This window comes from Halomonas sp. LMYGS-3, from assembly GCF_059509875.1.
In genome coordinates this window covers 24,256-39,220 of the sequence record NZ_JCAKFQ010000024.1, presented here as the reverse complement: position 1 = coordinate 39,220, position 14,965 = coordinate 24,256, and the positions used below count along the sequence as shown (strand labels likewise).

Annotated in this window: 9 protein-coding genes; 2 read left to right on the top strand and 7 right to left on the bottom strand. The window is 64.8% G+C overall.

The window, feature by feature from the left end:
• Nucleotides 1-8: 8 nt before the first annotated feature.
• On the top strand, nt 9-2,042 hold the full coding sequence (locus AC5W54_RS17920; RefSeq protein ID WP_495963457.1) for a CocE/NonD family hydrolase: 2,034 nt from the start codon (nt 9-11) through the stop codon (nt 2,040-2,042).
• Nucleotides 2,043-2,056: 14 nt separating this feature from the next.
• Here the strand turns inward: AC5W54_RS17920 and AC5W54_RS17915 are convergent, their stop codons facing one another.
• Nucleotides 2,057-3,082 (bottom strand): D-alanine--D-alanine ligase family protein, encoded by a 1,026-nt coding sequence (locus AC5W54_RS17915; RefSeq protein ID WP_495963456.1) that lies wholly within the window; start codon nt 3,080-3,082, stop codon nt 2,057-2,059.
• Nucleotides 3,083-3,198: 116 nt separating this feature from the next.
• On the opposite strand from AC5W54_RS17915, the gene AC5W54_RS17910 reads away from it, so the two are divergent.
• Nucleotides 3,199-5,136 carry an aconitate hydratase gene (locus AC5W54_RS17910; protein ID WP_495963455.1) on the top strand — a complete coding sequence of 646 codons (1,938 nt, stop codon included), beginning with the start codon at nt 3,199-3,201 and terminating at the stop codon, nt 5,134-5,136.
• A gap of 189 nt (nt 5,137-5,325) precedes the next feature.
• Here the strand turns inward: AC5W54_RS17910 and AC5W54_RS17905 are convergent, their stop codons facing one another.
• From AC5W54_RS17905 to AC5W54_RS17880, 6 genes are all read right to left on the bottom strand, one after another.
• Nucleotides 5,326-5,808 carry a GNAT family N-acetyltransferase gene (locus tag AC5W54_RS17905; protein WP_495963454.1) on the bottom strand — a complete coding sequence of 161 codons (483 nt, stop codon included), beginning with the start codon at nt 5,806-5,808 and terminating at the stop codon, nt 5,326-5,328.
• Nucleotides 5,809-5,984: 176 nt separating this feature from the next.
• Nucleotides 5,985-9,650 (bottom strand): bifunctional proline dehydrogenase/L-glutamate gamma-semialdehyde dehydrogenase PutA, encoded by a 3,666-nt coding sequence (gene putA, locus AC5W54_RS17900; RefSeq protein ID WP_495963453.1) that lies wholly within the window; start codon nt 9,648-9,650, stop codon nt 5,985-5,987.
• A 634-nt stretch (nt 9,651-10,284) separates the two neighbouring features.
• Entirely contained in the window at nt 10,285-11,196 is a 912-nt protein-coding gene (locus tag AC5W54_RS17895) for a LysR family transcriptional regulator (RefSeq protein ID WP_495963452.1), read from the bottom strand.
• 112 nt (nt 11,197-11,308) lie between these two features.
• Complete coding sequence (locus AC5W54_RS17890; RefSeq protein ID WP_495963451.1) at nt 11,309-12,799, bottom strand: short-chain fatty acid transporter; 1,491 nt, start codon at nt 12,797-12,799, stop codon at nt 11,309-11,311.
• 159 nt (nt 12,800-12,958) lie between these two features.
• Complete coding sequence (locus AC5W54_RS17885; RefSeq protein ID WP_495963450.1) at nt 12,959-13,720, bottom strand: enoyl-CoA hydratase/isomerase family protein; 762 nt, start codon at nt 13,718-13,720, stop codon at nt 12,959-12,961.
• Between the two features lie 43 nt (nt 13,721-13,763).
• Nucleotides 13,764-14,951, bottom strand: coding sequence for a CaiB/BaiF CoA transferase family protein (locus AC5W54_RS17880; protein ID WP_495963449.1), 1,188 nt, complete (start codon nt 14,949-14,951; stop codon nt 13,764-13,766).
• Nucleotides 14,952-14,965: the final 14 nt, after the last annotated feature.

Genomic DNA, 14,965 nt, shown 5'->3' with positions numbered 1-14,965 from the left:
GTGCTGCCATGAAGGTCGTGCATGCCTTTCCCCGCGAGGTGCGGGTCATCGAAAACGTCTGGATTCCCATGGCCGACGGTATCCGGCTGGCGGCCCGCGTGTGGCTGCCCACCGACGCCGAGCGCCATCCCGTGCCGGCCATCCTGGAGTACATGCCCTACCGCAAGCGCGACTTCACGCGACTGCGCGACGAGCCGCTGCATCGCTACTTCGCCGGTCACGGCTACGCCAGCATCCGGCTCGACCTGCGTGGCAGCGGCGACTCCGACGGGCTGCTGCTCGACGAGTACCTGCCCCAGGAGCTCGACGATGCCGTCGAGGCCATCGACTGGCTGGCCGCCCAACCCTGGTGCAGCGGCGAGGTCGGCATGATGGGCATCTCCTGGGGGGGCTTCAACGCGCTCCAGGTCGCCGCCCTGCAGCCGGCGCCGCTCAAGGCCATCATCACCCTGTGCTCCACCGATGACCGTTACGGCGACGACGTGCACTACCAGGGCGGTTGCCTGCTCAACGAGAACCTGGGCTGGGGCTCGGTGCTGCTGTCCTGTGCCACCACCCCGCCCGACCCGGATATCGTGGGCGGCGAGTGGCGCGCCAAATGGCGCCAGCGGATCGAGAATGCGCCCTTCTATCCGCTGGTGTGGATGCGCCATCCCCATCGCGACGCCTACTGGCGACACGGCTCGGTGTGCGAGAACTTCGCCGCGGTCACCTGCCCCGTGTATGCGGTGGGCGGCTGGGCCGACGGCTACGTCAACGCCATCCCGCGGCTGATGGCCGGCCTGACGGTACCGCGCAAGGCCTTGATCGGCCCCTGGTCGCATGCCTTCCCCCATGACGCCCTGCCCGGCCCGGCGATCGGTTTCTTCCAGGAGGCACTGCGCTGGTGGGACCACTGGCTGAAAGGGCTCGACAGCGGACTCATGGACGAGCCCATGCTGCGGGTCTGGATGGAGGAGTACGCGCCCCCCGCGCCGATGCACGCCGAGCGCCCCGGGCGCTGGGTGGCGGAGCAAACCTGGCCATCGGAACGCCTGCAACCGCGCACCCTCTACCTCAACGTGCTGTCGCTGGGCGAACGCCCCGACAGCGAAGACCGCATGCGCATCGCTTCCCCGCAAACCACCGGGCTGGCCGCCGGCGATTGGTACGGTTTCGGCGCCGAAGGCGAGTCGCCCATCGACCAGCGCGAGGACGACGGCAAGTCCCTGGTGTTCGACTCCGACCCGCTGCCGGGGCGCCTGGAGATCCTCGGTGCGCCCCTCGCCATCCTGGAACTGGCAGTGGACCAGCCGGTCGCCCATGTCATCGTGCGCCTCAACGATATCGCCCCCGACGGCGCCTCGGCGCGGGTCAGCTACGGCATCCTCAACCTCACACAGCGCGACAGCCGCGAGCAACCCGAGCCGCTCACCCCCGGTCAGCGCTATCGGATCACGATGCAGCTCAACGACATCGCCTATGCCTTCGCCCCCGGCCATACCCTCCGGCTGGCGGTCTCGACCTGCTACTGGCCGGTGATCTGGCCGGCGCCGGAGCGCGTCAACCTGACCCTCTACACCGGCACCAGCCGGCTGGAACTGCCGGAGCGACCGCCGCGGGACGCGGATGCCGAGCTGCGCGCCTTCGAGCCGCCGGAACGCGCGTCGATGCCCGAGATAACCACGCTGACCGTGGCCCCCTTCCGCCGCCAGGTGGAGCGCGACCTGATCAGCGGCATGTCGGTCTACCGCATTGCCACCACCGGCGGCGACTTCGGTGATGCAGCCGTCGCCCGGCTCGAGGACATCGACCTGACCGTCGGCTACACCATCGCCAAGACCTACCGCATCCATGACTTCGACCCGCGAACGGCCGAGGCGACGGTCGAGCAGACCACCACCCTTCGCCGCGGCGACTGGTCCACGCGCCTGGAATGTCGTACCCAGCTCACCGCGACGGCCGAGCGCTTCCGCATCCGCGGCGTGCTCAAGGCCTATGAGGGCAAGGAGCTGTTCGCCCGCCGGGACTGGGACGAGGAAGTGACCCGCGAGCCGTTGTGAGGCACGCTGCCCCGTCAGGGCGGGCCATCGAGGCCGTAACGCCCGATCGCCGCTTCCAGGATCAGGCGTAGCAGCTCGTGATAGGGGTAGCCGGCCCATTCGGCCATCAGCGCCAGCTTGCCGTCCCAGGACCAGGTGGGGTTGGTGTTGACGTCGAGCAGCCGTGGCTGGCCATCCTCGCCCTCGCGGAAATCGATACGCGCGTAATCGCGCAGGCCCAGCCGGCGGAACAGCTTCACCGAATCATCGACCAGCCGGCTCCACTTGACGTCGTCGATCTCGGCGCGACGGAAGCGCAGTTTCTCCCAGTAGGGCGAGTCGGGATCGGCCTTGGAGCCGTAGGTGAGGATCGGCGGCAGATCGGGGTCGAGGGCGGTGTAGTCGATCTGCAGCGGCGGCAATACCGTGAAGCCGGTCGACGGATTGCCGATCAGCCCGACCGTGTACTCGGCCCCGGTGAGGAAGTCCTGGATCAGCGCATCGGCCACCGCAGGCTGTCCGGCCAGCCAGCGCAGGTAGGCCTCCGCCTCCAGGACGTCGTGCACCACGCAGTCGCGGGTGATGCCGAAGCTGCCGCCACTGCTGTTGGGCTTGATCAGGCAGGGATAGATGCTCGGCAATACCAGCGGGTCGGCGGCGAGCTCTACGTAGGTCTCGTTGGGCACGGCGATGCCCTGCCCCGCTGCCAGCGCCCGAACCAGCGCCTTGTCGGTGGTCAGGCTGATACTCATGGGGTCGGCGCCGGTATAGGGGATGCCCAGGATTTCCAGCAGTGCCGGGATATCGCGCTCCAGCTCCCAGTCGTTACGAAAGCCGGTGTCGCAGAAGTTCAACGCCAGGTCCGGCGGCCGGTCGCGCAGGTCATCGATCAGCGCGGCATGGTCGTCGAGGTAGCTGAAGCGATACCCGGGGAGACGCTCCAGGGCGGTACGCAGCCGCTCCACCGCCTCGAGCTCCTCGCTGCCGAACACCCCGTCGACGGCATAGGCATACGGCAGGCGGGGATCACCGAGCAGCACGGCCACGTTCAGGTGTCGCATGGCCTCCTTCCCCTCGGTGTCGGCGCTTGGCCATTACCCTCAGTATAAGAGCTTCTTCGGCGTGGTCGGCTCCGCAGGTTGCTAGACTGAAGGCGAAACCGCCACGGGAGCGCGTCATGACACGACTCAACGTGACCCGCAAGCTGATCGCGTCCCACCTGCTGTCAGGCAGGATGGCGCCGGGCGAGGAGATCGGGCTGGCCATCGACCAGACCCTGACCCAGGACGCCACCGGTACCCTGGTGATGCTGGAGTTCGAGGCCATGCAGGTCGGCCGCGTGCGCACCGAGCTCTCGGCCCAGTACGTCGACCACAACCTCCTGCAGGAGGACTTCAAGAACCCCGACGACCACCTGTTCCTGCAGAGCGCCTGCCGCAAGTTCGGCGCCTGGTTCAGCCCGGCCGGCAACGGCGTCAGCCATCCGGTCCACCAGGAACGCTTCGGCGTGCCCGGCAAGACCCTGGTCGGATCGGACAGCCACACCCCGGCCGCCGGAGCCCTGGGCATGTTCGCCACCGGTGCCGGCGGCCTGGAAGTGGCCCTGGCGATGGCCGGCAAACCGCTCTACCTCAACATGCCCGAGGTGGTGGGGGTGGAGGTGACCGGCGCGTTGCCCGACTGGGTCAGCGCCAAGGACGTGGTGCTGGAGCTGCTGCGCCGCTTCGGCGTCAAGGGCGGCGTCGGCAAGGTCTTCGAGTACTACGGCCCCGGCCTCGCGGCCCTCTCCGCCATGGACCGTCACGTGATCGCCAACATGGGCACCGAGATGGGCGCGACGACCTCGGTGTTCCCCTCGGACGGCGAGGTGAAGCGTTTCCTGGAGCGCCAGGAGCGTGGCGACGCCTGGCAGGAACTGCTCGCCGATGACGACGCCGACTACGACGAACACGTCGCGCTGGACCTCTCCACCCTCGAGCCGCTGATCGCCCTGCCAAGCAGCCCCGGCAACGTCAAGCCGGTGCGCGAGGTGGCCGGCGAGGAGATCTACCAGGCCTACGTGGGCTCCTCGGCCAATCCGGGCTTTCGCGACTTCGCCGTGCCGGCGATGATGGTCGAGGGTCGCCAGATAGCGCCGGGCGTCTCCTTCGACGTCAACCCCACGTCGCGCCAGATCCTCGAGAACCTTGCCAGCCACGGCTACCTGTCGCGGCTGATCCGCGCCGGCGCCCGCCTGCACCAGGCCGGCTGCAACGGCTGCATCGGCATGGGCCAGGCACCGGCCACCGGGCGCAACAGCCTGCGTACCGTACCGCGCAACTTCCCGGGCCGTTCCGGCACTCCCGAGGACCGGGTCTTCCTGTGCAGCCCGGAGACCGCCACCGCCTCCGCCCTGACCGGCCGGATCACCGACCCGCGCGAGCTGGACATGGCGTACCCCCGGGTCGAGGAACCCGAGCCGCTGGCGATCAACCGCGAGATGCTCGTCGCCCCCGCCGAGGACAGCGGCCTGGTGGCGCTGATCAAGGGGCCCAACATCAAGTCGCTGCCCGAGTTCGAGCCCATTCCCGCCCGCTTCTCGGGCCCGGTGTTGCTGAAGCTGGGTGACGACGTCTCCACCGACGAGATCATGCCCGCCGGGGCCGAGGTGCTGCCCCTGCGCAGCAATATCCCGGCCATCGCCGAGTACGTGTTCCGGGCCGTCGACCCCGACTTCAGCCGGCGCGCCAGGGCGCTCGACGGCGACGGTTTCTTCCTCGTCGCCGGCCGCAACTACGGCCAGGGCTCGAGCCGCGAGCACGCCGCCATCGCCCCCCGCTACCTGGGGCTGCGTGCGGTCTGCGCCCTCTCCTACGGCCGTATCCACAGGCAGAACCTGGCCAACTTCGGCGTCGTGCCGCTGACCTTCGCCGACCCCGACGACCTGGCGCGCATCGACCAGGGGGACACACTGGCCCTGGACGACCCGCTCGGCGCCCTCGACAGCGGCGACGCGGTCAGGCTGCACAACCGGACCAAGGCGGAGCACTACACCCTGCACCACGGCCTGTCACAGCGCCAGATCGCCATGATCCGCAGCGGCAGCCTGATCGATCTGGTGCGCGAGGAGGCATAGCCGGCGGCTCGCCGCCTGCCCGATCCACCGCAGCGCGAATATCACCATCCCCACGGGGCAAGGAGCGCCCCGATGAGCACCCTCGAACTCCCGAAGGCATGGACACCGCGCGTGCTCAGCGTGCTGCGAATCGTGTCGGGCTTCATCTTCCTGATCTTCCTGCCGCACGGCACCCGGAAACACCTCGGCTTACACTTTCCGCTCCTGCAGGCTCACCACGCGTCCATCGGCCAGTGCCAACGTGTCCACCTCGCGAAAACCAAGCCCGGCGTGAAAGCGCAAGGAATCGGGGTTCGCGGGTTCGAGGTTGACCTCGCACAGCAGGTGGCTTCTGCCCTCGCGACGGGCCAGGCTCATCAACTCCCCATAGAGCGCCTTGCCGACACCACGGCCGCGCATGGCCGAGGCCACGGCCACCTGGTCGACGTAGAGAAAGTCGGCGTAGCGGACCCGGAACCAGCCGAACTCCTCGCCCGGGTAGGACGCCACGGGTGCCAGAGCCAGCAGATAGCCGCTGACCCCAGGGCCCGACGCTGCAACCAGGCAATGCGCCGCATGACGGGCGAACCACGCCAGCTCCCGGGCATCGAGCCGAGCGACGCCCGGCAGCCCTTCGGCGTTGATCTCCAGGATGGCGTGCCAATCCTGGCCCGCCGCCGGACGTATGCGCATGGTTGCCCTCGTGGCGATCGGCGACCTCTACCCGATGGCCGCCGCCATTGACACCATAGGCAGCCCCATCCCGCCGCGTCCAGGACATTGCAGGCCGCCTTCTCCGCCAATCGGCCTCTCGCCAGCCGGCAAGACCACCTGGCTGACGCGCCGCCCGCCCGACAGCCCCGGCGAGCCTATTCGGCCGTCGCCAGCAGGCTGGCGTTGCCGCCCGCGGCGGTGGTATCGATGCACAGATGGCGTTCCACCACGTAGCGTTCCGGCGCAATGGTCTGGGTCTCGAGCGACACGATGGGGCCGTCGCGCTCAGCGAGGGCGAGGCGCAGGTCGCGAGTCCAGTCGCTGGCGCCGGCCGCGGCCACGGCGGCAATGCCCTCGACCGCACTCAGCGTCTCGGCCGCGACGGTGCCGTCGAGCGCGGCGACGGGCGCCCCGGCCTCTCTCAGCGGCTGCACGGCCTGCGCCGCGCCAGGCGCGACGAGCACCGTCGCACAGCCCGCCCCGAGCGCCTGCACTGCCTGGGCGACGGCGATGTCGAGCGTCGGCCCGAGGCACAGCACCGGGCCCTTGGGATAGAACGACAGCCGGTTGCTTTCCCCCGTCGGCCCGGGCAGCGTCTGCGGCGTCAGGTCCAGGGCCGCGGTCTCGGCGAGCGCCTTGCGGATCACGCCGCGCTTGCCGGAGAGCGCCTTGCGCAGCACCTCGACCCGATCGGGACGCGCCGCCCAGTTGCGCGCGTCCAGGCCATCGAGGGCCGCCTGGAGATCGCCGAGTGTCACGGCGTCGCCCTGGGGGGCCGCATGGCGCTCGGTGGCGGCGGTGCGGCGGAAGCGGTTGACGTAGAGCGGGCCGCCAGCCTTGGGCCCGGTGCCCGAGAGGCCCTCGCCGCCGAACGGCTGGGAGCCGACGATGGCACCGATCTGGTTGCGGTTGACGTAGATATTGCCGACATGGATCCGCTCGACGATCTGCTGCACGCGGTCGTCGATGCGGGTATGCAGGCCGAAGGTCAGCCCGTAGCCCCTGGCGTTGATCGCGTCGACCACCCTGTCGATGTCCCGCGCCTTGAAGGTGGCCACGTGCAGGACCGGGCCGAAGATCTCGCGCTCGAGATCCTCGATGCCCCCGACCTCGACCACGGCCGGCGTGACGTAGGTGCCATCGTCCGGCGCGGGCAGCGTCTTCAACACCTTGCCGGCCTGCTGTTGCGCCGCCACATAGGCCCTGATGTCGGCCTGGGCCTCGGCGTCGATCACCGGCGAGACGTCGGTGTCGGTGTTCCAGGGATCGCCGATGACGAGCGCGTCCATCGCCCCGTCGAGCATCGTCAGCAGCCGCTCGCGCGCCTCTTCCTGGACATACAGCATCCTGAGCGCCGAACAGCGCTGGCCGGCCGACTGGAACGACGAGATCAGGATGTCGCGCACCGCCTGCTCGGTCAGCGCCGTCGAGTCCACGATCATGGCGTTCAGCCCGCCGGTCTCGGCGATCAGCACCGCCTCCGGCCCGGCATTCCTCGCCAGGGCCTGGTGGATGATCTGCGCCACCTCGGTCGAGCCGGTGAAGCAGACGCCGGCGATCCGCGGATCGCTGGTCAGCGGCCCGCCCACCGTCGGCCCGTCGCCGGGCAGCAGTTGCAGCGCCGCCTCCGGCAGCCCGGCCTCGCGCATCAGTTCGACGCCGCGGGCGGCGATCAGCGGCGTCTGCTCGGCGGGCTTGGCGAGCACCGCGTTGCCGGCCGCCAGCGCCGCCGCGATCTGGCCGGTAAAGATGGCGAGCGGAAAGTTCCACGGGCTGATGCAGACGAAGACGCCGCGGGCGCCGCCGGGTGCTTCCGCCTCCAGCCGCTCGCTCTCGTTGGCGTAGAAGCGCAGGAAATCCACCGCCTCGCGCACCTCGGCGATGCCATCGAGGATCATCTTGCCGGCTTCGCGCGTCGCGATCACGGTCAGTTCGGCGATGTGCTCCTCGTAGAGATCGGCGGTACGGCGCAGCACCTCGGCGCGCTCGGCCACCGGCCGTGCCGACCAGTCGCGGCAGCCGTCCTGGGCGGCATCGAGCGCGGCCGCCACCTCGGCCGGGGTCGCCTCATGCACCTGGCCGACCACGCGCGAGCCGTCGGCGGGAGACAGGGCATCGCGCGCCGGCCCCTGCGGCGCCGGGTTACCGGCGAGCATGGGCGCGGCGGTCCAGGTGGTGTCGGCGAAGGCCTCGCGGGCCGCCAGCAATGGCAGGATCGAGGCGGGTTCGTTGATCCGGAAGCCGCGGGAGTTCTTCCGTTCGGGCGCGAAGAGTTCGCCGGGCGGTGTGATCAACGGGCTGGCGATGGCGTCGCCCAGGCGCTGCATCTCGGCCACCGGGTCCTTCGCGACTTCGCTCGGGGGAATCGAGTCGTCCACCACCTGGTTCACGAACGAGGAGTTCGCCCCGTTCTCCAGCAGGCGGCGCACCAGGTAGGCCAGCAGGTCACGATGCGCACCGACCGGGGCGTAGATCCGGCACCGCGTGCCCTCCGACTGCTTGACGATGTGGTGCAGCGACTCGCCCATGCCGTGCAGGCGCTGGAACTCGTAGCTCTCCTTGTCGTCGCCGGCCATGGCCACCACGGCGGCACAGGTATGGGCGTTGTGGGTGGCGAACTGCGGGTAGATGCGGTCGCGCCGGTCGAGCAGCAGCTGCGCGCAGGCCATGTAGCTGACATCGGTGTTGACCTTGCGGGTGAAGACCGGGAAGGTCGCGACGCCCATCTCCTGGGCCAGCTTGATCTCGGTGTCCCAGTAGGCACCCTTCACCAGCCGCACCATGATCTTGCGGTCGAGGCGCTCGGCGAGGTCGTAGAGCGCCTCGATCACCGGCGCGGCACGGCGCCCGTAGGCCTGCACCACGACCCCGAAGCCATCCCAGCCGGCGAGGCCGGGGTCGGCCAGCAGCGCCTCGATCACGTCGAGCGACAGGTCCAGCCGGTCCTGTTCCTCGGCGTCGATGTTGAAGCCGATATTGGCCTTGGCCGCCTGACGGGCCAGTTCCCGCGCACGCGGCACGAGCTCACTCATCACCGTGTCGCGGTGGGTGAATTCATAGCGCGGATGCAGCGCCGATAGCTTCACCGAGATCCCGGGGCTTGAACGCACGTCGCCCTTGGCCTGCTCGGCGATGGCGGCGATCGCCTTGGCGTAGGCCTGGTGATAGCGCCGCGCATCGGCGTCGGTGCGCGCCGCCTCGCCCAGCATGTCGTAGGAGTAGGTGTAGCCCTGCTTCTCGAGTTCGCGGGCATGCTTCATGCCCTCCTCGATGGTCTGGCCGAGCACGAACTGGCGGCCGAGGATCTTCATCGACTGGCCGACCGCGGTGCGCACTACCGGTTCGCCCATCCGGCGCACCAGGCCGCGCAGCGCCCGCACCGGGCCCTTGGGATCCTCCTCCAGCACCTTGCCGGTCAGCATCAGCGCCCAGGTCGAGGCATTGACCATCGACGACGAGGACTTGCCCAGGTGCGCGCCCCAGTCGGAGGGCTCGATCTTGTCGTGGATCAGATCGTCGATGGTCTCCGCGTCGGGGACGCGCAGCAGCGCCTCGGCCAGGCACATCAGGCCGACCCCCTCGGCGGTCGAGAGCCCGTATTCGGCCAGGAACGCCTCCATCATCGAGGGCGACGTCTCCTTGCGCACGCGTTCCACATAGTGGGCGCCGGCGGCGGCCACCTTGCGGCGGTCGTCCTCCGACAGCCTGATGCGTTCGACGAGCCCACGCAGCACCTCGGCCTCGTCGGCCGCATAGTGGGCACGGACGCGCGCGCGCGATCCGCTCACAGTGCCATGGTGGCGCATGGTAACTTCACTCATGATCGATCCTCTTGTCACCCGACACGTAGCGTCGAAGCGCCGGTCCGGATGCTGTTGTTCTTGTCGAAAGGCTATTCGTAGATTAGGCGGCCCGGCTCGGGTGGCGCCAACGGTCTTCAGGGTCAGGCGGTGACACAGAACTCCTGGGGCGCGATGCCCGCGCCCTTGAAAAGGGTAGTCCCTTCGCAGGCTTCGCGTCCTGCGCAGGCCTCGATCATCGTTCCGAGAATGTCGCTCTCGCCAATGACACCTCCTCCCGGCGGAAGCCTGATGTCCCACCCTTCGACCAGGGCATCTCAGGGTAAGCCTCGATCACTCGCCGGCATCGAGCCTCAGATCAACCTGGTTTCAACGATACTGAGGACACCAAGGCGTCACACCACATCACAAGGGCGCCAACGAGTTCCGCTGAATTGCCCCTTGGTCGGTTTCTAAGAACAGGGTATCAGAGGGCACGACACTCATCCTGACACTGGGGGCAAATGAACCAAGACCCGACCCTAGTGCTTGCTTGACCGGGATGAGATGGCTACGCAGTCCGTGCAATATTCATATACGCCAAACCCTGCTTGAAGACAAAATATTCTCAAACCAATAACGCTTGACGCCCTTTTAATCGAGATAGGGCCGGTAATCATCCTATCTTCCCTTCATTGATGCCACTTCGATCGAAATCGGTAACCTGTTCCGCAAGTTCCGCCACTCTCGTCGCTAAAGGATTTAGCTCACCGAGCGACAACGCCGAGATGAACTCCACAGCCGGCAGCGGTGAGACCGATTTGACAATCTCGAGCTTTCCGCAATCAATTTCTCGCTGGTAGCAACGAATGGGGAGAAACGAAACTCCCAATCCCGCTACTGTCATCGATGCTGCTACCGCCATGCTTTTGCATTGGGCGAGATAACTGCAACGTACATTCTCACGCCGGAACCAGTCGTGGATCCCGGAATAGTGGTACGAGCCTGACTTCAACCCGATGATCGGAAATTCGGCCAACTTTCCTGGAGTATAGGAACGCTCCCCAAGACCCAACTCTGGGCTGGCCATCCAAGCGAACTCGACCACGCCGAGCGAGCGCGCGCTGGCATTTTGCGTCGGAACATGCCCTGGCGCCAAGACAAGGTCAATCGAACCATCCTGCATCCCACTCATCAGCTCCGAAGTCAGCCCCTCATTGATTTCCAGCCGAACTCTTGGATAAGTTTTCGATATCAATTTCACCAACTCTGGCAACCAGGTAATCGAAACGACTTCGGCGACACCTAATCGTACTTCACCGGCAATGGCATCCGGTGCCGAAATCCGGTGCTCCAGCTCGGTCGCCATGTCCAGGAGACGCTCTGCATACCCCATGAGCTCACTGCCTTTAGGAGTCAGCTTGGCACTACGCTGCGAGCGGTCGAACAGCTCCACGCCAAGGCTTTTCTCCAGCTCGCGAATCCGCATCGAGATCGTTGACTGCGTCGCATGTAAGCGAGTTGCCGCCGCCGAAAAACTTCCTAGTCTCACCACCCAGAAAAATGTTTCAAGTTGTTGAAGCTTCATTAGCACCCCGCTCCTGCACGGACATCGCACCACACTTCCTTACCTGACAACTTTTCATTGCAAAAGTGCCCGGGAGCATCCCGGGCACCTCTTATGGTAACGCCGTATCAGATTACAGGAAGAGTGGAGGAAGAAATGTCAGGCCAAGCGCAAAGATAAAGAATGCCACCAGCATGACCACCGAGGTGTAACCAAGAATTTCACGTGCCTTCAACATGGTGACACCCAGCAGGGGCAACATCCAGAACGGCTGGATACCGTTGGTGAGCTGGTCACCGTAGGTAAACGCCATCACGGTCAGGCCTAGATCGACCCCCAATGCCTCTGATGCCTCCAGCAACATCGGGCCCTGGATAGCCCATTGTCCACCAGCGGAGGGCACGAAGAGGTTGACGAGTGCGCCACTGATCATGGCGGCAGCGGGGAAGGTATAGGCGTTGGAGATGGAGATCAGCCAGCCCGCAAACAGCGTCACCAGACCGGAACTCGCCATCATTCCGAGAATACCGGCATAAAACGGGAACTGGAGCACCAACTGGCCGCAGGAGCGAACCCCCTCATCGACTGCTTTCACATACGCGATCGGGGTCTTGTAGGCCAACATCCCCGCGATCAGCAAGGTAAAGTTGACGATGTTGAGATTAAGATCAAACCCGTTCGTTGCGAAATAATAAAGGAGATAGCTGACACCGGCCACAGCAACGATCCAGGTAAGGAAAGGTGCATTTTCCAGTTTTTCTGCGACATTAAAATCATCCCAATTGCTGGAATTAACTGCCGTTGCCACCCCTCCTTCATCTATACCAGCGACGGCAAAACCCAAGCCATCGCTTTCTGCCGACTGAGCTTCCCGATGATAGGTTGATGCCGTTCCTGGACTGCGCTCACTGGCTGTTGTCGCCGAAGCGGCATCGGCCGACTTTCCTGCTTCATCATCGCTGATGACGATTTCCTCGATTTCATTCATCGGGGGATGCATGGCGCGATAGACGAAAGGAATAATCAGCATCCAGGTCAGAACGATAATGAAATTATAGGGAGCCAGGATGGTTTCGGTTATCGGCACCAGGCCATACTGGTCAAAGAGGAAGTGCCCTTCGGTATTCATGACCAAAGGCGCCGAAGCGGAGAAGCCTCCCGCGAAGATCATCAAACCAGCGAAGCCGGCAGCCGCAGCCAATGGATAATGCACCTTGACTCCCCGCTGTTTGGCCTGCTTACAGACCTCCCGCGCCGCAATGGCTCCGACGATCAAGCCCAATCCCCAATTGAGATAGGCAAAGACCATGGCAAGGGTGCAGATCAACAGGATCGCTTGCCCGCCATTGCGGGGAAAACGTGCCGCCCAGGCGACAATACGACGTATCGGTGGCGATGTCGCAAGCACATAGCCGAACAGCAGAAGCGCCACCATCTGCATTCCAAATGTCAACAGGTTCCAGAATCCATCATACCAATACTCGACCATTTGAAAGGGGCCCGTATCGGTCATGGTAATGCCCAGGATATAGACAATCATGGACAAAATGATGGCAAATATCAGAGGATTGGGAATGTACTTCTGTGACAATCGAACACAGAAAGCACCGAGTACTTGTAGCATGGCAGCGCTCCTTTGCACTATCGTGCGTTGGTCTTGTAATCAAAGAGCATGCATTTACTGATCGTCAGGCTTGATAACGACTTACCGTTTCTCTCTCCCAGGCGATAACATTCTACATGGGCTGGTATTTCTCCTCATCAGGGTTGGTTCTACGATTGGCTATGATCCCACAGTACCTGCCCGTGGCAAACGCTCGGCTCGCGCTGCCTTCATAGCCAGCCAATATTCCTGCATGCGTTGCTTGAGTCCGGGTTCGGCGATGGAACGTACCAGAAGCCCCAGATCTCGATCACCTTGGTCGATATCGATCTGCATCACCTGTCGAGCTGACTCCGTCGGCACCGCGGCGATATCGCGACTCAGTCGCTCGACAATAGCATCCCATTCGTCCAGTTCCGCGATTCGATCGATCAGGTCGATACGCAGTGCCTCTTCGGCATCGATCCGCTCCTGCTCGAGGAGAATTGCACGTGCCCTGGCGCCCACCAGCTCCATCAGGCGACGGGTACCGAGCGCGGCACCAAAGCGAATGCCGGGAAAACGTAACGAACTCCTCGGCGCGGCGATGCGCCGCGAGCATGCTGCCGCCAAGTCGGCTCCGGCCCCCGAGACCGCTCCATGTACCAGGGCGACGGTATACAGTGGGGCGTAGTGCAGCGCCTGAAGCAGCAATTCAATACGCAAGAAGCGATACATCAGCGATGCGTCATTTTCCTGCTCCAGGGTGGATAGATCGAACCCGCCACAGAATGTCGCACCGTTACCGGAAAGCACCAGAATACGTGCCCCCGAGTCGATGGCTTCATTGATAGCTGTCAACAATGCCTCGACTAGCTCCGCGCTCAACGCATTCGCCCTGTCAGGACGATTCATGCGAATCCCGGCCACAGCGCCGTTACGCCATGTGTCAACCAGTGTCATCTTCTTCTCCTGCTTTGTTTGTCATACACGAGGCTTGCGTTTGTCAGCCCTGGGCCAGGGTCGGCTGCCGACAGCACCACTCGTTCAAGACCTCTTCAGTATGCTCACCCAGTCCTGGCGGCGGGCGTCTGATGGAAAAATCGAAGCCCGCCATCGATATCGGAAACCCTGTGGTTCTGGTTTTGACACCATTCGGCAGCTCCAACTCCTTGATTAGCCCCATATGTTCGACCTGTGGATCCTGGAGAACGTCGGCGTAGCTGTTGATCGGGCTAGCCGGCACTCCCCGACTCTCCATCTCGGCCAGCCAGTAGCCCGCCGTTTCGGTGCGAAAGGTCGCTTCGAGTATTTCCGTCAGCTCGTCTTGATTCCTTGCCCTGAGCAGTTGGCTCTGGAATTCCGGACGCTCGGCCAATTGCGGCTGGCCGACAGCGGCGCAGACCTCACGCCAGAGCTTGTCGTTACCGGCGGCAATCACAAAATAGCCATCGGACGCCTTGAAGGCCTGGTAGGGAGCGTTGCGCGGGTGAGCGGACCCCATGCGCCTGCCTGAACGTCCGGTGCCGAAATACTCACTGGTCTGCAACGCCGCCACACCAATGAGGCTACCCAGCATCGAACAGTCGATACAGGTTCCCCTGCCGGTTTGCTGTCGTTTCAGCAACGCCGCGACGATGGCATAGGCGGCATAAAGCCCGGCACAGAAATCGCCGACCGGTACTCCACACTTGATCGGTCCGCCGTGCTCTTCGCCGGTGACACTCATCAACCCACTCATGGCCTGGATGGTGACATCGAAGGCCCCCTTACCGGCATACGGTCCCGTCTGCCCATAACCGCTGATGGAGCAGAAGATCAGTCCAGGGTTGAGCTTCGCTAGCCGCTCGTAGTCGAAACCGTTACGGGCCATCACTCCCGGGCGAAAGTTCTCGACGACGACATCGGCTTGCCGGCAGAGCTCATGGAGCGCTTCACGATCCGCTTCGTCCTTGATATCCAGGGCAATGCTGCGCTTGTTGCGGTTCACCGACGCGAAGTTTTCACTGAAGGTCACGCCACCGGCATTGGCGGTTTGCGGTGGCCACTCCCGCATCCCGTCACCTCCACCCGGCCGCTCGACCTTGACCACATCGGCTCCGAGATCCGCGAGCAGCGAGCCTGTGAAAGGCCCTGCCGCGATCTGCCCGAACTCCAGGACACGCACGCCGTCGAGAAGGTTCTCATTACTCATTGCTGCTTCCTTAT